The organism is Streptomyces sp. NPDC051315, from assembly GCF_044455165.1.
Lineage (GTDB): Bacteria > Actinomycetota > Actinomycetes > Streptomycetales > Streptomycetaceae > Streptomyces.
Map to the genome: position 1 here is coordinate 120,394 of NZ_JBITEN010000021.1, position 19,972 is coordinate 140,365.

General features: G+C 70.0%; 18 protein-coding genes. 2 read left to right on the forward strand and 16 right to left on the reverse strand.

The window, feature by feature from the left end; genetic code table 11:
- Window positions 1-13 precede the first annotated feature (13 nt).
- From nuoK to ACIBBD_RS32360, 11 genes are read right to left on the reverse strand one after another with little or no spacing between them, the layout of a single operon-like run.
- Window positions 14-313, reverse strand: a complete 300-nt coding sequence (gene nuoK / locus ACIBBD_RS32310; RefSeq protein ID WP_004927567.1) for an NADH-quinone oxidoreductase subunit NuoK — start codon at window positions 311-313, stop codon at window positions 14-16.
- Window positions 310-1,164 (reverse strand): NADH-quinone oxidoreductase subunit J, encoded by an 855-nt coding sequence (locus ACIBBD_RS32315; RefSeq protein WP_399423113.1) that lies wholly within the window; start codon window positions 1,162-1,164, stop codon window positions 310-312. The genes nuoK and ACIBBD_RS32315 overlap by 4 nt, the downstream gene beginning before the upstream one ends.
- Entirely contained in the window at window positions 1,161-1,802 is a 642-nt protein-coding gene (gene nuoI, locus ACIBBD_RS32320) for an NADH-quinone oxidoreductase subunit NuoI (protein ID WP_399423114.1), read from the reverse strand. The genes ACIBBD_RS32315 and nuoI overlap by 4 nt, the downstream gene beginning before the upstream one ends.
- The gene (gene nuoH / locus ACIBBD_RS32325; RefSeq protein WP_399423115.1) at window positions 1,795-3,156 is read right to left on the reverse strand and encodes an NADH-quinone oxidoreductase subunit NuoH; all 1,362 of its coding nucleotides are present in this window, start codon (window positions 3,154-3,156) and stop codon (window positions 1,795-1,797) included. The genes nuoI and nuoH overlap by 8 nt, the downstream gene beginning before the upstream one ends.
- Window positions 3,153-5,657 (reverse strand): NADH-quinone oxidoreductase subunit G, encoded by a 2,505-nt coding sequence (locus tag ACIBBD_RS32330; RefSeq protein WP_399423116.1) that lies wholly within the window; start codon window positions 5,655-5,657, stop codon window positions 3,153-3,155. Before ACIBBD_RS32330 ends, nuoH begins: the two co-directional genes overlap by 4 nt.
- A complete protein-coding gene (gene nuoF, locus ACIBBD_RS32335; RefSeq protein WP_399423117.1) occupies window positions 5,654-7,000 on the reverse strand; it encodes an NADH-quinone oxidoreductase subunit NuoF in 1,347 nt (448 codons plus the stop codon). The genes ACIBBD_RS32330 and nuoF overlap by 4 nt, the downstream gene beginning before the upstream one ends.
- Window positions 7,000-7,872 carry an NADH-quinone oxidoreductase subunit NuoE gene (nuoE, locus tag ACIBBD_RS32340; RefSeq protein WP_399423118.1) on the reverse strand — a complete coding sequence of 291 codons (873 nt, stop codon included), beginning with the start codon at window positions 7,870-7,872 and terminating at the stop codon, window positions 7,000-7,002. The genes nuoF and nuoE overlap by 1 nt, the downstream gene beginning before the upstream one ends.
- Window positions 7,869-9,191 (reverse strand): NADH-quinone oxidoreductase subunit D, encoded by a 1,323-nt coding sequence (locus ACIBBD_RS32345; RefSeq protein WP_399423119.1) that lies wholly within the window; start codon window positions 9,189-9,191, stop codon window positions 7,869-7,871. Before ACIBBD_RS32345 ends, nuoE begins: the two co-directional genes overlap by 4 nt.
- Window positions 9,188-9,943 carry an NADH-quinone oxidoreductase subunit C gene (locus tag ACIBBD_RS32350; protein ID WP_399423120.1) on the reverse strand — a complete coding sequence of 252 codons (756 nt, stop codon included), beginning with the start codon at window positions 9,941-9,943 and terminating at the stop codon, window positions 9,188-9,190. The genes ACIBBD_RS32345 and ACIBBD_RS32350 overlap by 4 nt, the downstream gene beginning before the upstream one ends.
- Window positions 9,940-10,494 (reverse strand): NADH-quinone oxidoreductase subunit B family protein, encoded by a 555-nt coding sequence (locus ACIBBD_RS32355; protein WP_055635348.1) that lies wholly within the window; start codon window positions 10,492-10,494, stop codon window positions 9,940-9,942. Before ACIBBD_RS32355 ends, ACIBBD_RS32350 begins: the two co-directional genes overlap by 4 nt.
- Before the next feature lie 13 nt (window positions 10,495-10,507).
- A complete protein-coding gene (locus ACIBBD_RS32360; RefSeq protein ID WP_030494815.1) occupies window positions 10,508-10,867 on the reverse strand; it encodes an NADH-quinone oxidoreductase subunit A in 360 nt (119 codons plus the stop codon).
- Window positions 10,868-11,580: 713 nt separating this feature from the next.
- Between ACIBBD_RS32360 and ACIBBD_RS32365 the strand changes: the two genes are divergently transcribed.
- Entirely contained in the window at window positions 11,581-12,411 is an 831-nt protein-coding gene (locus ACIBBD_RS32365; RefSeq protein ID WP_399423121.1) for a C40 family peptidase, read from the forward strand.
- A gap of 501 nt (window positions 12,412-12,912) precedes the next feature.
- Here the strand turns inward: ACIBBD_RS32365 and ACIBBD_RS32370 are convergent.
- A complete protein-coding gene (locus tag ACIBBD_RS32370; protein WP_399423158.1) occupies window positions 12,913-14,199 on the reverse strand; it encodes a geranylgeranyl reductase family protein in 1,287 nt (428 codons plus the stop codon).
- Window positions 14,200-14,303: 104 nt separating this feature from the next.
- Here ACIBBD_RS32370 and ACIBBD_RS32375 point away from each other — a divergent pair, with 104 nt between their 5' ends.
- Window positions 14,304-14,828 carry a GNAT family N-acetyltransferase gene (locus tag ACIBBD_RS32375; RefSeq protein WP_399423122.1) on the forward strand — a complete coding sequence of 175 codons (525 nt, stop codon included), beginning with the start codon at window positions 14,304-14,306 and terminating at the stop codon, window positions 14,826-14,828.
- A gap of 225 nt (window positions 14,829-15,053) precedes the next feature.
- Here ACIBBD_RS32375 and ACIBBD_RS32380 read toward each other — a convergent pair whose 3' ends face one another.
- The 4 genes from ACIBBD_RS32380 to ACIBBD_RS32395 are packed head-to-tail and all read right to left on the reverse strand — an operon-like array spanning window position 15,054 to window position 19,720.
- Window positions 15,054-15,749, reverse strand: a complete 696-nt coding sequence (locus tag ACIBBD_RS32380; protein ID WP_399423123.1) for a demethylmenaquinone methyltransferase — start codon at window positions 15,747-15,749, stop codon at window positions 15,054-15,056.
- Window positions 15,750-15,779: 30 nt separating this feature from the next.
- A complete protein-coding gene (locus ACIBBD_RS32385) occupies window positions 15,780-16,916 on the reverse strand; it encodes an acyltransferase (RefSeq protein ID WP_399423124.1) in 1,137 nt (378 codons plus the stop codon).
- On the reverse strand, window positions 16,917-19,316 hold the full coding sequence (locus ACIBBD_RS32390; protein ID WP_399423125.1) for a bifunctional polysaccharide deacetylase/glycosyltransferase family 2 protein: 2,400 nt from the start codon (window positions 19,314-19,316) through the stop codon (window positions 16,917-16,919).
- Window positions 19,317-19,345: 29 nt separating this feature from the next.
- A complete protein-coding gene (locus ACIBBD_RS32395) occupies window positions 19,346-19,720 on the reverse strand; it encodes a hypothetical protein (protein WP_399423126.1) in 375 nt (124 codons plus the stop codon).
- Window positions 19,721-19,972: the final 252 nt, after the last annotated feature.

Sequence of the window (19,972 nt, forward strand, 5' to 3'; positions counted from 1 at the left end):
TTCTTCCGACCCCTTACAGCTTCATCAGGCTGGCGTCGTCGACCGAGGCCGAGTGGCGGGAACGGAAAAGCGACACGATGATCGCGAGTCCGACCACGACCTCCGCGGCGGCGACGACCATCGTGAAGAAGGCGATGATCTGGCCGTCGAGATTGCCGTGCATCCGGGAGAAGGCGACGAAGGCGAGGTTGCAGGCGTTGAGCATCAGCTCGACGCACATGAACACGACGATCGCGTTGCGCCTGATCAGCACGCCCGTCGCGCCGATCGTGAACAGCAGGGCGGCGAGGTACAGGTAGTTGACCGGGTTCACTTCGACGCCTCCTCGGTCCGCTGGGACTTCCGCTTGAAGAGCGGCGACTCGATCGCGGTCCGGTCCAGGCGCTCCTCCGCGCGCTGTTCCAGCGCCTTGAGGTCGTTGAGCGCCTCGGTGGACACGTCACGGACCTGGCCGCGCTCGCGCAGCGTCTTGCTGACCGTGAGCTCCGACGGGGTGCCGTCGGGCAGCAGGCCCGCGATGTCCACGGCATTGTGCCGCGCGTACACCCCGGGTGCCGGCAGCGGCGGTACGTGCTTGCCCTCGCGGACGCGCTGTTCGGCCAGCTCGCGCTGGGTCCTGGCCCGCTCGGTGCGCTCGCGGTGGGTGAGCACCATGGCGCCGACGGCGGCCGTGATGAGCAGGGCGCCGGTGATCTCGAAGGCGAAGACGTACTTGGTGAAGATGAGGGCCGCGAGGCCCTGCACGTTGCCGCCCGCGTTGGCCTCGGTGAGGCCGTTGAACTCCGTCAGGGAGGCGTTGCCGATGCCGGCGACGAGCAGGATGCCGAAGCCGAGCCCGCACAGGAGGGCCAGCCAGCGCTGGCCCTTGATGGTCTCCTTCAGGGAGTCCGCCGCGGTGACGCCGACGAGCATCACCACGAACAGGAACAGCATCATGATCGCGCCGGTGTAGACGACGATCTGCACGATGCCCAGGAAGTAGGCGCCGTTGGCGAGGTAGAACACCGCCAGGACGATCATGGTGCCGGCGAGGCAGAGCGCGCTGTGCACGGCCCTCTTCATGAAGACGGTGCACAGGGCGCCGATCACCGCGACGGTGCCGAGCACCCAGAACTGGAACGCCTCGCCGGTGGAGGTGGAGTAGGCGGCGAGCTGCGCGCTCATCGGCCGATCACCTCCCCGGAGGCGGGCTCGTCCTCGCCGAACGTCGAGGCGGCCTCCTGCGGGGCCTCGCCCTTGGAGACGGCGACCTGCCGCTCGGTGCCCGGCGCGGCCTCCGTGACCAGGCCCCGGTAGTAGTCCTGCTCGTCAGTCCCGGGGTAGATGGCGTGCGGCGTGTCGACCATGCCGTCCTCGAGGCCGGCCAGCAGCTGTTCCTTGGTGTAGATCAGGTTGGCGCGGCTGGAGTCGGCGAGCTCGAACTCGTTGGTCATCGTGAGCGCGCGCGTGGGGCACGCCTCGATGCACAGGCCGCACAGGATGCAGCGGGCGTAGTTGATCTGGTAGACGCGCCCGTACCGCTCGCCCGGCGAGTAGCGCTCCTCGTCGGTGTTGTCCGCGCCCTCGACGTAGATGGCGTCGGCGGGGCAGGCCCAGGCGCACAGCTCGCAGCCGACGCACTTCTCCAGGCCGTCCGGATGGCGGTTGAGCTGGTGCCGTCCGTGGAACCGCGGAGCCGTGGTCTTCCTCTGCTCCGGGTACTGCTCGGTCAGCCGCTTCTTGAACATGGCCTTGAAGGTCACGCCGAAGCCGGCCACGGGGTTCTGGAAACCGGGCTCGGTCTCCTTGGGCTCCTCAGCCATCGGACGCCTCCTTTCCATCCAGCGATCCGTCACTGACAGTGTCCGTCCCGCCACTGACAATCAGCTCCCGCTCCCGGCGCGGGCGGCGCCTCGGGACCGGCGGCAGCTCCTGTCCCGGCAGTGGCGGCACGGGGAATCCACCCGCCATCGGGTCGAAGCCGGCGGGTTCGGCGGGGACCTCGGCCTGCTTGCCGCGGTCGCGGAACATGTCCGCGACGAAGGAGAGCAGCAGCAGGACCAGGACGGCGCCGCCGACGTAGAGGGCGATGTCGGCGAAGTCGTAGTTCTCGTTGCGCAGGGTGCGCACGGTGGCGACGAGCATCAGCCACGTCACCGAGACGGGGATGAGGACCTTCCAGCCGAGCTTCATCAGCTGGTCGTAGCGGACCCGCGGGAGCGTGCCGCGCAGCCAGATGAAGAAGAACAGCAGCAGCTGCACCTTGACCGTGAACCAGAGCATCGGCCACCAGCCGTGGTTCGCGCCCTCCCAGAAGCCGCTGACCGGCCAGGGTGCCCGCCAGCCGCCGAGGAACAGCGTCACCGACACGGCCGACACCGTCACCATGTTCACGTACTCGGCGAGCATGAACATCGCGAACTTGATCGACGAGTACTCGGTGTTGAAGCCGCCGACCAGGTCGCCCTCGGACTCCGGCATGTCGAAGGGGGCGCGGTTGGTCTCCCCGACCATCGTGACGATGTAGAGGATGAAGGAGACCGGCAGCAGCAGGATGTACCAGCGGTCCTGCTGCTGCTCGACGATCGTCGACGTCGACATCGACCCGGAGTAGAGGAACACCGAGGCGAACGCGGCGCCCATGGCGATCTCGTAGGAGATCATCTGCGCGCAGGAGCGCAGGCCGCCCAGCAGCGGATAGGTGGATCCTGAGCTCCAGCCCGCCAGCACGATGCCGTAGATGCCGACCGAGGCGACCGCGAGGATGTAGAGCATCGCGATCGGCAGGTCGGTGAGCTGCATCGTGGTGCGCTGGCCGAAGATCGAGATCTCGTTGCCGGCCGGGCCGAAGGGGATCACCGCGATCGCCATGAAGGCCGGGATGGCCGCGACGATCGGTGCGAGGACGTAGACGACCTTGTCCGCGCGTTTGACGACGAGGTCTTCCTTCAGCATCAGCTTCACGCCGTCGGCGAGCGACTGGAGCATGCCCCAGGGGCCGTGCCGGTTGGGGCCGATGCGCAGCTGCATCCAGGCGACGACCTTGCGCTCCCAGACGATGGAGAACAGCACGGTCACCATCAGGAAGGCGAAGCAGAAGACCGCCTTGACGACGACCAGCCACCAGGGGTCGCGGCCGAACATCGAGAGGTCTTCCACGGCGAGGTACGGGCTCATGCCTCCACCTCCTGGGGGGCTTCGGCGGCCGGCGCCGCCGGGCCGATGCGGACGAGGGAACCGGGCCGGGCCCCGGTGTCGGAGGCGACGCCCCCGCCCACGGAGTTCAGCGGGAGCCACACCACCCGGTCGGGCATCTCGGTGATCCTCACGGGGAGTTCCGCCGTTCCGGCGGTGCCGGTGACGGCGAGTACGTCGCCGTCCTCGACGCCGGCCTCGGCGGCCGTGGCCGCGGAGACGCGCGCGTACGCGGCGTGCCGCGTCCCGGCGAGCGCCTCGTCGCCCTGCTGGAGGACGCCCTGGTCGAGCAGCAGCCGGTGCCCGGCGAGCACGGCCTCACCGGCGGCGGGCCGCGGCAGGACGCCCGCGCTCTCCAGCGGTTCGGTGGCCCGCGGCCCGTCCCAGGCGCCGAGCCGGTCCAGCTCCGCGCGCACGGTGCGCAGGTCCGGCAGGCCCAGGTGGACGTCCATGGCGTCGGCCAGCATCTGGAGCACGCGCGCGTCGCCCGGCGCCAGGCGGCGGGTCATCTGGTCCGGCTTGAGCGCGGCCTCGAAGAAGCGCACCCGGCCTTCCCAGTTGAGGAAGGCGCCCGCCTTCTCGGCGACCGCGGCCACGGGCAGGACGACGTCGGCGTGCTCGGTGATCTCACTGGGCCGCAGTTCCAGCGACACCAGGAAGCCGACCTCGGCGAGCGCCTCACGCGCGCGTGCCGGGTCGGGCAGGTCGGCGACCTCCACGCCCGCGACGAGCAGCGCCTGAAGCTCGCCGCCCCGGGCGGCCTCGACGATCTGCCCGGTGTCGCGGCCGTAGCGGTGCGGGAGTTCGGCGACACCCCAGACCGCCGCGACCTCGTCCCGCGCGCGCGGGTCGGTGGCCGGACGTCCGCCCGGCAGCAGCGACGGCAGGGCGCCGGCCTCGATCGCGCCCCGCTCACCGGCCCGGCGTGGAATCCACACCAGGTCGGCTCCGGTCGCGGTCGCGGCCCGTACGGCCGCGGTGAGGCCACCGGCCACGGCGGCCAGTCGCTCGCCGACGACGAGCACCGCGCCCTCGGTGCGCAGCGCCTCGGCGGCCCTGCTGCCCGCTCCCTCCAGGCCGACCCCGGCGGACAGCGCGTCCAGCCACTCGGTCTCGGTGCCCGGAGCGGCCGGCAGCAGCGTGCCGCCCGCCTTCTCCAGGCCGCGGGTGGCGTGCGTGGCCAGCGAGAACACCTGCTGACCGTGCTTGCGCCAGGCCTTGCGCAGCCGCAGGAAGACGCCGGGTGCCTCCTCCTCGGACTCGAAGCCGACCAGCAGGACGGCGGGTGCCTTCTCCAGCGAGGTGTACGTGACGCCGCCGCCGTCGAGGTCGCGGCCGTGCCCGGCCACCGCCGCCGCCAGGAAGTCGGCCTCCTCGCTGCTGTGCACGCGCGCGCGGAAGTCGATGTCGTTGGTGGCGAGCGCCACGCGGGCGAACTTGCTGTACGCGTAGGCGTCCTCGATGGTGAGGCGGCCGCCGGTCAGGACACCGGTCCGGCCGCGCGAGGCGAGCAGACCCTGCGCCGCGATCTGCAGCGCCTCCGGCCAGGACGCCGGTACGAGGGCGCCTTCGGCGTTCCGCACGAGGGGCGTCTCGAGCCGGTCGCGCTGCTGCGCGTACCGGAACGCGAAGCGCCCCTTGTCGCAGATCCACTCCTCGTTGACCTCGGGGTCCGGGGCGGCCAGGCGCCGCATGACCTTGCCGCGCCGGTGGTCGGTGCGGGTGGCGCAGCCGCCGGAGCAGTGCTCGCACACGGAGTGCGAGGAGATCAGGTCGAAGGGCCGGGAGCGGAACCGGTACGCCGCCGACGTCAGCGCGCCCACCGGGCAGATCTGGATGGTGTTGCCGGAGAAGTACGACTCGAAGGGGTCGCCCTCACCGGTGCCGACCTGTTGCAGCGCGCCCCGCTCGATCAGCTCGATCATCGGGTCGCCGGCGATCTGGTTGGAGAAGCGGGTGCAGCGGGCGCACAGCACGCACCGCTCGCGGTCGAGCAGCACCTGTGTGGAGATGGGGACGGGCTTCTCGTACGTGCGTTTGCGGCCCTCGAAGCGGGACTCGGCGTTGCCGTGCGACATGGCCTGGTTCTGCAGGGGGCACTCGCCGCCCTTGTCGCAGACGGGGCAGTCCAGCGGGTGGTTGATGAGGAGCAGTTCCATCACACCGTGCTGGGCCTTCTCGGCGACCGGCGAGGTGAGGTGGGTCCTCACCACCATGCCGTCCGTGCACGTGATCGTGCAGGAGGCCATGGGCTTGCGCTGGCCCTCGACCTCGACGATGCACTGGCGGCAGGCACCGGCGGGGTCGAGGAGGGGGTGGTCGCAGAAGCGCGGGATCTCGATGCCGAGCTGTTCGGCGGCCCGGATGACCAGGGTGCCCTTGGGCACGCTGATCTCGGCGCCGTCGATCGTCAGTGTGACGAGATCCTGCGGCGGGACCGCCGCCTCTCCCCCACCGGCGGGAGCGTTGGTGGTCACGGTCATGCGTTCACCTCCGTGCGGTCGGCCCAGGCCGTCGACTTGGCCGGGTCGAAGGGGCAGCCGCGGCCCGTGATGTGCTCCACGTACTCCTCGCGGAAGTACTCGAGCGAGGAGAAGATCGGCGAGGCGGCACCGTCGCCGAGGGCGCAGAAGGACTTGCCGTTGATGTTGTCGGCGATGTCGTTGAGCTTGTCGAGGTCGGACATCGCGCCCTTGCCGGCCTCGATGTCCCGCAGCAGCTGCACCAGCCAGTACGTGCCCTCGCGGCACGGCGTGCACTTGCCGCAGGACTCGTGTGCGTAGAACTCGGTCCAGCGGGTGACGGCACGCACGACGCAGGTCGTCTCGTCGAAGCACTGGAGGGCTTTCGTGCCGAGCATGGAACCCGCGGCGCCCACTCCTTCGTAGTCGAGAGGGACGTCGAGGTGCTCGTCGGTGAACATCGGGGTCGAGGAGCCGCCCGGCGTCCAGAACTTGAGGCGGTGCCCCGGTCGCATGCCGCCGCTCATCTCGAGGAGCTGACGGAGGGTGATGCCGAGCGGGGCCTCGTACTGGCCGGGGCTGGCGACGTGCCCGCTGAGCGAGTACAGCGTGAAGCCCGGGGACTTCTCGCTGCCCATCGACCTGAACCATTCCTTGCCGTTGTTCAGGATCGCGGGAACCGACGCGATCGACTCGACGTTGTTCACCACAGTCGGGCACGCGTAGAGGCCCGCGACAGCAGGGAAAGGAGGGCGCAGCCGCGGTTGACCACGGCGGCCTTCTAGCGAGTCGAGCAGCGCGGTCTCCTCGCCGCAGATGTACGCGCCGGCGCCGGCGTGCACGGTGAGTTCGAGGTCGAGTCCGCTGCCCAGGATGTTCTCGCCGAGGTAACCCGCCGCGTAGGCCTCGCGCACGGCCTCGTGCAACCGCCGCAGAACGGGGACGACCTCACCACGCAGATAGATGAAGGCATGCGACGACCTGATGGCGTAGCACGCGATGACGATGCCCTCGATGAGGCTGTGCGGGTTCGCGAAGAGGAGCGGGATGTCCTTGCAGGTCCCCGGCTCCGACTCGTCGGCGTTGACAACCAGATAGTGCGGTTTTCCATCACCCTGCGGGATGAACTGCCACTTCATGCCCGTCGGGAATCCCGCGCCGCCGCGCCCGCGCAGGCCGGAGTCCTTGACGTACGCGATCACGTCGTCGGGTGACATGGCGAGCGCCTTGCGGAGCCCCTCGTACCCCTCGTGCCTCCGGTAGACGTCCAGCGTCCAGGACCTGTCCTCGTCCCAGAAGGCCGACAGCACGGGTGCGAGCAGCTTCTCGGGGCTGGTGTCTTTCAGCTCGGTTGCCAAGGTCATCACTCCCCCTCCTCGGCGGTAGGCCCTGCCGGGTGGGCGGGGTCGGAGGCCGAGGTGTCCTGCGGCGCGTCATGCGAACTGAGGTGCTCGGACGGCGACGGCTCGTGCACGGCCCTGTCCTGCGGCTCGTCGTGCGGTCCGCCGTCGCGCGGGTGGACCACGCGCGCGGGTGCGGCCTCTCCCTTCGCCAGGCGGAGGCCCACCAGCGACGCCGGTCCGGCGCTGCCGCTCGCCTCGACGGCGCCCTCGCGCTCGTCGGGGAAGCCCGCCAGGATGCGGGCGGTCTCCTTGAAGGTGCACAGCGGCGCCCCGCGGGTGGGCGAGACCGTACGTCCGGTCCGCAGGTCGTCCACCAGTCGCTTGGCGCTCTGCACGGTCTGGTTGTCGAAGAACTCCCAGTTGACCATCACGACCGGCGCGAAGTCGCAGGCCGCGTTGCACTCGATGTGCTCCAGGGTGATCTTGCCGTCGTCGGTGGTCTCGCCGTTGCCGACGCCGAGGTACTCCTGGAGCTCCTCGAAGATGGCGTCGCCGCCCATCACCGCGCAGAGGGTGTTGGTGCAGACGCCCACCTGGTAGTCACCGCTCGGGCGGCGCCGGTACATGGTGTAGAAGGTGGCGACCGCGGTGACCTCGGCGGTGGTCAGGTCCAGCACGTCCGCGCAGAAGCGCATCCCGGTGCGCGTGACGTGTCCCTCCTCCGACTGCACGAGGTGCAGCAACGGCAGGAGGGCGGACCGGGAGTCGGGGTAGCGGGCGATGATCTCGCGCGCGTCCCGCTCGAGCCGGGCTCGGACGTCGTCCGGGTAGGCGGGCGCGGGCAGCTCGGGCATACCGAGGCTGACGCCGCGCTCCGAAGATGAGGTGGTCACCGGTCGACGCCTCCCATCACGGGGTCGATGGACGCGACGGCGACGATGACGTCGGCGACCTGGCCGCCCTCGCACATCGCCGCCATGGCCTGCAGGTTGGTGAAGGACGGGTCGCGGAAGTGGACCCGGTAGGGCCGGGTGCCGCCGTCGGACACGGCGTGCACCCCGAGCTCGCCCTTGGGCGACTCGACGGCCGCGTACGCCTGTCCCGGCGGGACGCGGAAGCCCTCGGTGACCAGCTTGAAGTGGTGGATCAGGGCCTCCATGGAGGTGCCCATGATCTTCTTGATGTGGTCGAGGGAGTTGCCGAGGCCGTCCGGGCCCAGGGCGAGCTGGGCGGGCCAGGCGATCTTCTTGTCGCCGACCATGACCGGGCCGGGCTGCAGCCGGTCCAGGCACTGCTCGACGATCCTGAGGGACTGGCGCATCTCCTCGAGGCGGACCAGGAAGCGGCCGTAGGCGTCGCAGGAGTCGGCGGTCGGGACGTCGAAGTCGTAGGTCTCGTAGTCGCAGTACGGCTGTGTCTTGCGCAGGTCGTGCGGCAGGCCGGTGGAGCGCAGGATCGGGCCGGTGGCGCCGAGGGCCATGCAGCCCGCCAGGTCGAGGTAGCCGATGTCCTGCATGCGCGCCTTGAAGATGGGGTTCCCGGTGGCGAGCTTGTCGTACTCCGGGAGGTTCTTCTTCATCTTCTTCACGAACTCGCGGATCTGGTCCACCGCGCCGGGCGGCAGGTCCTGGGCGAGTCCGCCGGGGCGGATGTACGCGTGGTTCATCCTGAGGCCCGTGATGAGCTCGTAGATGTCGAGGATCATTTCGCGATCACGGAATCCGTAGATCATGATCGTGGTGGCGCCCAGTTCCATCCCGCCGGTGGCGATGCACACCAGGTGGGAGGACATCCGGTTCAGCTCCATCAGGAGCACCCGGATGATCTTGGCGCGTTCGGTGATCTGGTCCTCGATGCCGAGGAGCTTCTCCACGGCGAGGCAGTAGGCGGTCTCGTTGAAGAAGGACGTCAGGTAGTCCATGCGCGTCACGAACGTGGTGCCCTGCGTCCAGGTCCGGTACTCGAGGTTCTTCTCGATGCCGGTGTGCAGGTAGCCGATGCCGCAGCGGGCCTCGGTGACCGTCTCGCCCTCGATCTCCAGGATCAGGCGGAGCACCCCGTGGGTGGAGGGGTGCTGGGGGCCCATGTTGACGACGATGCGCTCGTCGTCGGCGCGGGCCGCGGACTGGACGACCTCGTCCCAGTCGCCACCGGTGACCGTGTAGACGGTCCCCTCGGTGGTCTCGCGTGCCGATGCTGACTGCGTGCTCACGAGTACGACCTCCGCTGGTCCGGAGCCGGGATCTGGGCGCCCTTGTACTCGACGGGGATGCCGCCGAGGGGATAGTCCTTGCGCTGCGGATGGCCCTGCCAGTCGTCCGGCATCATGATCCGCGTCAGGGCCGGGTGACCGTCGAAGACGATTCCGAAGAAGTCGTAGGTCTCGCGCTCGTGCCAGTCGTTGGTGGGATAGACGGACACCAGGGACGGGACGTGCGGGTCGCCGTCCGGGGCGCTGACCTCGAGGCGGATCAGCCGGTTGTGGGTGATCGAGCGCAGGTGGTAGACGGCGTGCAGCTCGCGGCCCTTGTCGTTCGGGTAGTGGACGCCGCTGACGCCGGTGCACAGTTCGAAGCGCAGGGCCGGGTCGTCGCGCAGGGTGCGGGCGACGCGCGGCAGGTGCTCGCGTTCGATGTGGAAGGTCAGTTCGCCTCGGTCGACGACCGTCTTCTCGATCGCGTTCTCGGGGAGGAGGCCCTGCTCCTCCAGCGCGCCCTCCAGTTCGTCGGCGACCTCGTCGAACCAGCCGCCGTAGGGCCGGCTCGCCGGTCCCGGGAGCCGGACCGAGCGGACCAGGCCGCCGTAGCCGGAGGTGTCGCCGCCGTTGTCGGCGCCGAACATGCCGCGCTGGACGCGGATCTCCTCGCCGCCCTGGCCGCGCCGACCGGGGAGGTTGGACGCGGAGAGGTCCTTCTCGGGGTTGGTCCCGTTCGCCCCTCCGCCGGTGCCGTTCGCGTCGCTCACCGCAGCAGCCCCTTCATCTCGATCGTGGGCAGGGCCTTGAGCGCCGCTTCCTCCGCCTCGCGGGCCGCCTCCTCGGCGTTCACGCCCAGCTTGGAGTTCTGGATCTTGTGGTGGAGCTTGAGGATCGCGTCCATGAGCATCTCCGGGCGCGGTGGGCAGCCGGGGAGGTAGATGTCGACGGGGACGATGTGGTCGACGCCCTGGACGATCGCGTAGTTGTTGAACATGCCGCCCGAGGACGCGCACACGCCCATGGAGATCACCCACTTGGGGTTCGGCATCTGGTCGTAGACCTGCCGGAGCACCGGCGCCATCTTCTGGCTGACCCGGCCCGCGACGATCATCAGGTCCGCCTGGCGGGGCGAACCGCGGAAGACCTCCATGCCGAAGCGCGCCAGGTCGTAGCGGCCGGCACCGGTGGTCATCATCTCGATGGCGCAGCAGGCGAGGCCGAACGTGGCGGGGAAGACGGACGCCTTGCGCACCCAGCCCGCGGCCTGCTCGACGGTGGTCAGCAGGAAACCGCTCGGCAGCTTTTCTTCGAGTCCCATGACTAAAGGCCCCTCAGTCCCATTCCAGGCCGCCGCGCCGCCACACGTACGCGTAGGCGACGAAGACGGTGAGCACGAAGAGCAGCATCTCCACGAGCCCGAAAAGCCCCAGGGCGTCGAAGGTGACGGCCCAGGGGTAGAGGAAGACGATCTCGATGTCGAAGACGATGAAGAGCATCGCCGTCAGGTAGTACTTGATGGGGAAGCGCCCGCCGCCGGCCGGCGTGGGGGTCGGCTCGATACCGCACTCGTAGGCCTCGAGCTTGGCGCGGTTGTACCGCTTCGGCCCGATCAACGTGGCCATGACCACGGAGAAGATCGCAAAGCCTGCCCCGAGGGCTCCCAGTACGAGGATGGGCGCATACGCGTTCACCGCTCCTCGCTCCTCTCAGTCGGCACTGACTGCTGGCGATGGCATGGACTCACTTCCGTCCCACATGACCCGCGAGCCCCGCTGGTCCCGGCGAAGATCGCGAACATGTGAAGCAGGTCACAAGCCCAACTGCCTCGCATCTTATGCCTGCCACTCTGTGATCTGCGACACGGGGTATTGCACAAGCTTTGTGATCTCCACCACCTGACGAAGGATCATGAAGTCATATCAGTAGTGATCTTCGTACGGGAAGCGTCAGAGTGATCACAAGAAGTGACATTTACGCTCGTCGCCGCAGGCCAGGCAGGCGCGTCTCCATATCAAGAAACTTCCCTTGCATGCAAATTGGCGCTGGACGCGGAGCCCTGCTAGAGGACGCGATCATGCGCCGGGAGGGGGCGGTAAGGCGGCTGCGGGCACGTGCACGCGTTCACGAGCGGAGTCGGTCGTTCCGTTCGCGCGGGACGCGGGTGGACCGGTGACCGTTCCGTGACCTCCGCCACATCCGCGAGGGGCGCCCAAGAACCGGGCTTGGCCAACGGCCCCAACCAGTGGTAGGCGCGGGGCAATTCGGGCGTAACAGCGAAAGCCCATGATCACAGGCTTGATCACTTGCGTCCGCAATGTCCGTTAAGGCGTCAATAAAGAAGGACGGGACCGGTGTTCGGGGCCGCCATTGAGCAAATGTGGCGCACCACACGTTTCTTGAAGGTATGAAGGAGCCCCTGGTACCGGTTGTACCCATGTCCCACACCGCTCACATACGCAGCCACCGGAAACCCCGCCGCAGCGCGTCGACGATCGCGATGCGGGCCGGAGTCGCCAGTGGTGTCCTCGGCACGCTGGCCGTCGCCACGGCGGCCGGTTCGGCCAACGCCGCCGAGCCGGTGACGCAGACGCTCGAACTGCCCGTCCTCACGGGTGACGTGGCCGCTCAGGTCGCGCAGTCCGCCCAGGCCACGCAGCAGGCCGCGGCGAACTACCAGCTGGAGGCCGAGCGTGACGCGGCCGCCGCCGCGGCCGCCAAGGAGGCGAAGAAGGACCTCGCCGCCGCCAAGAAGGCCGAGGCGAAGAAGAAGGCCGAGGAGGCCCGCAGGGCGGCCGCCGAAGCCGCCGCCTCCCGCTCCTCGGAGCGGACCACCCTCTTGGCGTCCGCCTCCACCACCACCTCCGTCTCCGCTCCCGCCAGCGGCAGCGTGGCGACCGTCATCGCCTTCCTCAAGGCGCAGGTGGGCGACGCCTACGTCATGGGCGCCACCGGGCCCAACGCGTGGGACTGCTCCTCGCTCGTCCAGGCCGCGTTCAAGCAGGTCGGCGTCGACCTGCCGCGTGTCTCGCAGGACCAGTCGATGGTCGGCACCGACGTGTCCCTGTCCAACCTCCAGGTCGGCGACATCCTGTACTGGGGCGGCAAGGGTTCCGCCTACCACGTGGGCGTCTACATCGGTGACGGCCAGTACCTGGACGCGGCCAACCCGTCCAAGGGCGTCGTCATCCAGGACCTCTCCGGCTACCCGGCGTCGGGTGCGGTGCGCGTGCTCTGACGCGCGCCCGCGCCCAGCGCGGGGGACGGAGACGAAGGGCCGCGGCCGCTCGGGGGCAGCGGCCCTTCCGGCTGCCCTGCGCCGCCCCGGGCCCCTGCCCCCGGTTTCCGGGCCTCTGGACCCGGCGCACGCCGGTTACCGGCCTCCCGACCTCCCGACCCGGCGCATGCCGTTACCGGCCTCCTGGTCCCCGCGGCCCGACCCAGCCGCGCCAGTCGGCGAAATGGTCACCGTACGGCTCGTGTCCGGCATGTCGGACACATCGTCGACCCGGTGCCGACGCGGTCATCCCCGCCGGACCGCCGGGGAACAGGCTTCCCCCGCCGGGCAGCAGGCGGACGTGCCCTCACCGCGTGACCGAGCCGGCCCACCACCCGGTCAGCCCGCGTGCCGGTCACACCCGCGTGCCGGTCACACCCGCTCGCCGGTCACGCCCCCCTGCCGGCCGCACCGCCCCCGTGCACGCCCCCCGGTGCGCGCCACCGAGGGGGTCACCGTTTCTCACGCCTTCGGCGCCACCTTGCTCAGGCCGTTGATGATGCGGTCCATCGCGTCACCGCCCGTCGGGTCGGTGAGGTTGGCGAGCATCTTCAGGGTGAACTTCATCAGCAGGGGGTGCGTCAGGCCGCGCTGGGCCGCGATCTTCATGACCTTCGGGTTGCCGATGAGCTTCACGAAGGCGCGGCCCAGCGTGTAGTAGCCGCCGTAGGTGTCCTTGAGGATCCGCGGGTAGCGCTGCAGGGCCAGTTCGCGCTGGCCGGGGGTGGCGCGGGCGTGGGCCTGGACGATGACGTCGGCGGCGATCTGGCCGGACTCCATGGCGTAGGCGATGCCCTCGCCGTTGAAGGGGTTCACCAGGCCGCCGGCGTCGCCGACGAGGAGCAGGCCCTTGGTGTAGTGCGGCTGGCGGTTGAAGGCCATGGGGAGGGCCGCGCCGCGGATGGGGCCCGTCATGTTGTCCGGGGTGTAGCCCCAGTCCTCGGGCATGGAGGCGCACCAGGCCTTCAGGACCTCGCGCCAGTCGAGTTCCTTGAAGGAGTCGGAGGTGTTGAGGACGCCCAGGCCGACGTTGGAGGTGCCGTCGCCCATGCCGAAGATCCAGCCGTAGCCCGGGAGGAGGCGGTCCTCGCCCGGCCCCCGCCGGTCCCACAGCTCCAGCCAGGACTCCAGGTAGTCGTCCTCGTGGCGCGGGGAGGTGAAGTACGTGCGCACCGCGACGCCCATCGGGCGGTCCTCGCGGCGGTGCAGGCCCATCGCCAGGGACAGCCGGGTGGAGTTGCCGTCGGCGGCGACGACGAGCGGGGCGTGGAAGGTGACCTCGCGCTTCTCCTCGCCCAGTTTGGCGTGCACGCCGGTGATGCGGCCGGTGCGGTCGTCGATGACGGGGGCGCCGACGTTGCAGCGCTCGTACAGCCGGGCGCCCGCCTTCTGGGCCTGGCGGGCCAGCTGCTCGTCGAAGTCGTCGCGCTTGCGGACGAGTCCGTAGTCGGGGAAGGAGGCGAGGTCCGGCCAGTCGAGCCGGAGGCGGACACCGCCGCCGATGATGCGCAGGCCCTTGTTGCGCAGCCAGCCGGCCTCCTCGGAGATGTCGATGCCCATGGCCACGAGCTGCTTGACGGCGCGCGGGGTGAGGCCGTCGCCGCAGACCTTCTCGCGCGGGAACTCGGTCTTCTCGAGCAGGAGTACGTCGAGTCCCGCCTTGGCGAGGTGGTACGCGGTCGTGGAGCCGGCCGGCCCCGCCCCGACGACGATCACATCGGCGGTGTTTTCGGAGAGGGGCTCGGTCACGGTCACGGCGGGATCTCCCCAAGTTCGACATCTGTGTGCCGCCCGGCACTGGACACGGGCAGTCTATTCAGCAGAATTGATCACCCGGCTGAAGGGCTGCCCCCGTGAACCGAGCACTCCCCGCAGTACGGCTGCGTGTCCCGACGGACGAGGACGCGGTCGCGTGGCACCGGGTCTTCGACCACCCGGACGTCATGGAGTTCCACGGCGGCAGGTCCGCCGGGCTGTCGGTCTACGAGGAGCTCACCGCCCGCCAGCGCCGGCACGACGCCGAGCGCGGCTTCTGTCTGTGGACCGTGCTCGACGAGTCGGGCCGGGTCATCGGCTTCACCGGTGCCCAGCCCTGGGAGCGGGACTGGGGTCCCACGGGGGAGATCGAGATCGGCTGGCGGCTCGGCCGGGAGCACTGGGGTCAGGGGTATGTCACCGCGGCCGCGCGGATGACGCTGGAGCGGGTGCGGGCGGCCGGGGTGCCGGGCGTCGTGGCCATGGTCGACGCGCGCAACACCCGTTCCATCGCGGTCACGCGGCGGCTCGGCATGCGGCTGGCCGAGGTCTTCACGACGCCCGAGTCACAGCGGGAAGGGCACTGTTACCGCCTCGACCTCCACAGCGGTGACACGGTGTGACCGATCGTCACTGATGGGCACCGAACGCTTACGGTGGCACCCCCGAGGCGGTCCCCCCCGTGGCCCGACTCCGCCGAGGGCGAGGGCGAGGGCGAGGACGGCGGGGTACGGGCGTACGCGAGCCGCGGCTGCCCAAGCCCGGTGGGGGTGGGCCGGCACACGAGCGGGACCGGCCGGGGGATCACGTCGAGGCGTCCCCGGCCGGCCCCGGCGGGAAGGCCGGGGTCAGCTCTCCTTGAAGCCCCGGTGCAGGGTCACCACGCCGCCGGTCAGGTTGCGCCAGGCGACCTTGGACCAGCCGGCCTTGCGCAGGTGCTCGGCCAGGGCGGGCTGGTCGGGCCAGGCGCGGATGGACTCGGCGAGGTAGACGTACGCGTCGGGGTTCGAGGACACCGCGCGCGCGACCGGGGGCAGGGCGCGCATCAGGTACTCGGTGTAGACGGTGCGGAAGGGCGCCCAGGTCGGGTGCGAGAACTCGCAGATCACGACCCGGCCGCCGGGCCGCGTCACCCGGTACATCTCCCGCAGGGCGGCGTCGAAGTCCTGCACGTTGCGCAGCCCGAAGGAGATGGTGACGGCGTCGAAGGTGTCGTCCTTGAACGGCAGCCTCGTCGCGTCGCCCGCGGTGAACGGCAGCCAGGTGTGCTTCCTCTTGCCGACCTGGAGCATGCCCAGGGAGAAGTCGCAGGGGACGACGTAGGCGCCGGTCCGCGCGAACGGCAGCGAGGAGGTGGCCGTGCCCGCCGCCAGGTCCAGGATCTTCTGCGCGGGACGGGCGTCGACCGCCCGGGCGACCTCCTTGCGCCATCTCCGGTCCTGACCGAGCGACAGGACGTCGTTGGTCAGGTCGTACCGTTCCGCCACGTCGTCGAACATCGAGGCGACTTCGTGCGGCTGCTTGTTCAGGGAAGCGCGGGTCACCCGCCCATTGTGGCAGGGCGGCCCGGAGGGTCACGGCAGCAGCCTCGGCCTCTTTCGCGCCGCCACGTCCTCGACCCACCCGCACAGCAGCACGAAGACCACGATCAGCAGCCAGCCGACGCCGAACATGAACCACTGGCTTTCCAGCGGCAGGTACCTCACGAACGCGGGCACGTTCCAGAAGCGGTCGATCAGCGGTACCGCCAGGATCAGGGCGATCTCGTGCCAGAGGTAGATCGTCACCGCCCGCGCGTTGAAGACGGTGACGATCCGGTTCGTGCGCCGCAGGCGGGTGAGCCAGGCGAAGTCGATCCGGAAGTACGCCTTCGCCCACATCAGCAGCATCACGAAGCCGGCCGACCAGAAGGCCTGCGCGAGGGGGTCCTCGTCCAGGTCGTAGGTGCCGTACTCGGCCTGGTGGGAGAAGGCGTACCAGCCGCCGTAGGCCATCGCGGCGAGCGAGAGGACGACCACCAGGGCCGGCTTCGTCCGCTGGAGGACGCCGTCGCGGTGGGCGAAGCCGAGCATCCAGCAGAAGAGGTACGTCGACAGGTCCCACAGGGCGGTGCCGGCCCGGTTGTCCGGTCCGGCCCAGACGAAGTTCAGGACGAGGACCGGGGCGAGGGAGAGGGCGAGTACGAGGACCGGGGCGAGGCGGAACACCCGCAGCAGCAGCGGGGAGAGCAGGACGAACCAGAGGTAGGTGCGCAGGTACCAGAGGATCTCCCAGGCCTGCTCGCCCCAGGCGTTGCCCGGGGGGTCGCCCAGCGGGACGATCCAGTAGACGATCTGCCAGCCCGGCATCCAGTCGTGGACCAGCATCGCCCCGACCACGAAGACGCCCCAGAACCAGAAGGGGGGCAGGAGCCGGCGGAGCCTGCTCCTCACCACCGTGAGCGCGGGGCGCTCCAGGGACTTCGCCATCAGGGTGCCGGCCAGGCCGAACATGATGCCCATGGACGGGAAGACCAGACCGGCCCAGGCCCACCCGAAGGTGTGGTAGCCGACGACCCGGATCAGCGCGAGGGCGCGGAGGGTGTCGAAGTAGCGGTCCCGGGCCGGGGGTCTCACCTGCGGCAGCGGGGCCGTGTCCGAGGAGGCGGCCGGCGTGGCCGGCCGGACCGTCCCCGGGGCCGGCCGGACCGCTCCCTTGCTGTGCGCCCCCACTCAGCTCACCCCCGCCGGGGTCCCCACCTCGCCCGTCCGCTTCAGCTTCTGCCAGCGGAGGCGGCCGCCGGTGAGGGCGGTGATGCAGGAGTGGATGAGGACGAGGTACATCATCTGGCGGTAGGCGAGCTGCTGGAGCGGCATCATCAGCAGGTAGCGGTACTTCTCCCGGTCGAGGCGGAAGGCGTACGCGGCGCAGACGAGCTGGATGCCCAGCACCGCCAGCCACGCCAGCAGGGCCGCCTTGAAGTCGATGAAGATCATCGAGTAGGCGGTGAACACGTCGATGAGCGGGGCGAAGACCGGCGTGATGATCTGGAAGAGGACCACCAGCGGCATGCCGACGCGGCCGAAGCGGCCCGAGGCGCCCTTGTCCGTCAGGGACTTGCGGTGCTTCCACAGCGCCTGCATGGTGCCGTAGGACCACCGGTAGCGCTGGGACCACAGCTGCTTCAGGGAGCCGGGCGCCTCCGTCCAGGCCCTGGCGTGCTCCTGGTAGACGACGTGCCACCCGGCGCGGTGCATGGCGATGGTGATGTCGGTGTCCTCGGCGAGGGTGTCCTCGCTCATGCCGCCGACCTCCAGGACCGCGTCGCGGCGGAACGCGCCGATCGCGCCGGGGATGGTCGGCATGCAGCGCAGCAGGTCGTACATGCGGCGGTCGAGGTTGAAGCCCATCACGTACTCGATGTGCTGCCAGGCGCCGATGACGGTGTTGCGGTTGCCGACCTTGGCGTTGCCGGCGACCGCGCCGACCCTCGGGTCGGCGAAGGGCTGCACCAGCTGGTGCACGGCGTCCGGCTCGAAGACGGTGTCGCCGTCCATCATGATGACGATGTCGTGGCCGGCGTTGCGGACACCGTTGTTGAGGGCGGCCGGCTTGCCGGCGTTCTCCTGGCGGATCACGCGGACGTTCGTCATGCCGAGCTTCTCGGCCGCGGCGCGGGCGATCTCGGAGGTGCCGTCGGTGGAGCCGTCGTCCACGACGAGGATCTCGATCGGGTGGGTGCTCCGCGCCAGCGACTCCAGGGTGTTGGCGATGCACTCCTTCTCGTTGTACGCCGGGACGATCACGCTGACCGGCCGGGTGATCCTCGGCCCCCAGCTGAAGCGGCGTTTGTTGCGGATCCGGTAGTGGCGGCGGGCGAGGATGAGCATCATCCCGAAGCGGCCCATGACGGCCACGCCCACCACCATCAGGCCGACCGAGAGCGCCGGGACCGTCCACTCGGCGAAGGCGACCGCCGCGACCAGGGCCTTGCCCTCGTACAGGGTGAGTCCGGTGGCCTCGCGGTGGGACGCCTGGAGGGCGTTCACGGCGGTGCCGTCGCCCTGGCCGTTCGGCACGGTGCCACCGGGCTGCGCGCCCGTGGAACCGGCCGTGCCCGCGGCGCCCGCGCCGGCGGCAGCGGCCCCGGTGGACCCGTCGGTCGCTTCGGCGGTCGCTTCGGCGGTCGCTTCGGTCCCGGCTCCCGCGGCCGCCTCGGCGGTCTGCTGTCCGGCGGCTCCGGGCGCGGCCCCCAGCTGTTGCCCCATCACGCCGCTGACGGTGGTGAAGGTGTACCCGGCCGCCTTCATCTTCTCGATGTACGTCGGCAGCGCCTTGATCGTCTGCGAGCGCTCGCCGCCCGCGTCGTGGAAGAGCACCGACGCGCCCTTGCCGTCCTCCGGCGTGGCCCACTTGATGATCTTCGAGACGCCGGGACGCTTCCAGTCGTCGCTGTCGGTGTCGATGAAGACGCTGGTGTAGCCCTCTTCGCCGAGCTTCTCGTACACGGGCCAGCTGTAGTTGTCGATGGCGTCCGTCTCGGAGGAGTAGGGCGCGCGGAACAGCGTGGTGGTGATGCCTGCCGCGCCCGCGAGCGCGAGCTGGGTCTGCTGCATCTCGCGGTCGACGCGGGCGTCGCTCTGGTAGGAGAGGTCGACGTGGGTGAAGGTGTGGATGCCCACCTCGTGGCCCTGCTCGACCATGTCCTTCACGATGTCGGGGTAGCGCGAGACCATCGAGCCGACCACGAAGAACGTGGCGGGCACGTCGTACTCCTCGAGGATCTCCAGCACCTGGGGGCTCCAGGTGGGGTTGGGACCGTCGTCGAAGGTGAGCGCGATCGTCTTGTCGGGCACCGAGACGGTGGTGGCCTGCCCGCCCCGGAAGGTGAGGATCGGGCCGCCCTCGAGGATGTCGTCGGGCACCTTGCTGGCGCTGGCCCCGGTGCGCACGCGCTGGTCGCCGCCGACCTCGGCGCGCAGGTATCCGTCGAGGAGCATCACGCTGGTCAGCGCGAGCAGGAGCAGCAGGGCGAGGATGACCCGCGGTTTCTGCAGCGCCGCGGCCTTGCCCGCCGCCCGCTCGATGCGGGAGGGGGCGCGGCGCCGGCCGCGGGAGGGAGTCGTCGTCATGGGGGTGGCCTGCGTTCCGGTCGGTGGCGTCAGTCGGCGGTCGCCGAGGCGGAGGGGGACGGGGAGGCGGTGCCCGAGGGCTGGGTGGCGCCCGGCAGGCCGACCTGGTTGCCCATGCCGCCGTCCGGTCGCAGACCGCCGGGGCCCTGGCCGCCCTGGCCGTCGGCGCCGAACGGCAGCAGCGAGGACGGGGTCAGCGACGTGCCCCAGCCCATGAAGGCGGCGCCGATGACGGCCGCGTAGGCGAGGCAGCCGACGCCGAGGAAGAGGCCGATCCGGCGCAGCAGCTTGGACCTGCGTCCGGAGTTGTCGACGAACACGGGGCCTTCGGCGGAGTCGTGCTCGCGTTTGCGACGGCGACCGCGAGCGGTCGCCCGGCTTTCGATGGCAGGCTCGGAATGCATTCCCCAGACATTAGGGAGTCTTTATGTGCCATAAACTCTGGACTTCATGTGAGGCAACCATGAGAAACGGCCGAACCTGTGGCCTGACTGAGAGATCCGGGAAATCACCGCACACTCATCTCCCCACACGGCGAGACGTAATGTCCCTTTTGGGTGGCGAATCATCCCTTTTTGTACCTTTACGGCAGTGAGCTGTCTGTCTGTTCACCGCCCCCGCGCCGATCGCCCGCATGTGAGACATTTCCACTTCGG

Bases quoted from the DNA above. Each gene is read 5' to 3' on its own strand.
- ACIBBD_RS32315 (WP_399423113.1), bottom strand. From the start codon at position 1,164: ATGAGCGCGCAGCTCGCCGCCTACTCCACCTCCACCGGCGAGGCGTTC.
- nuoI (WP_399423114.1), bottom strand. From the start codon at position 1,802: ATGGCTGAGGAGCCCAAGGAGACCGAGCCCGGTTTCCAGAACCCCGTG.
- nuoH (WP_399423115.1), bottom strand. From the start codon at position 3,156: ATGAGCCCGTACCTCGCCGTGGAAGACCTCTCGATGTTCGGCCGCGAC.
- ACIBBD_RS32330 (WP_399423116.1), bottom strand. From the start codon at position 5,657: ATGACCGTGACCACCAACGCTCCCGCCGGTGGGGGAGAGGCGGCGGTC.
- nuoF (WP_399423117.1), bottom strand. From the start codon at position 7,000: ATGACCTTGGCAACCGAGCTGAAAGACACCAGCCCCGAGAAGCTGCTC.
- ACIBBD_RS32355 (WP_055635348.1), bottom strand. From the start codon at position 10,494: ATGGGACTCGAAGAAAAGCTGCCGAGCGGTTTCCTGCTGACCACCGTC.
- ACIBBD_RS32365 (WP_399423121.1), top strand. From the start codon at position 11,581: ATGAAGGAGCCCCTGGTACCGGTTGTACCCATGTCCCACACCGCTCAC.
- ACIBBD_RS32390 (WP_399423125.1), bottom strand. From the start codon at position 19,316: ATGACGACGACTCCCTCCCGCGGCCGGCGCCGCGCCCCCTCCCGCATC.
- ACIBBD_RS32395 (WP_399423126.1), bottom strand. From the start codon at position 19,720: ATGCATTCCGAGCCTGCCATCGAAAGCCGGGCGACCGCTCGCGGTCGC.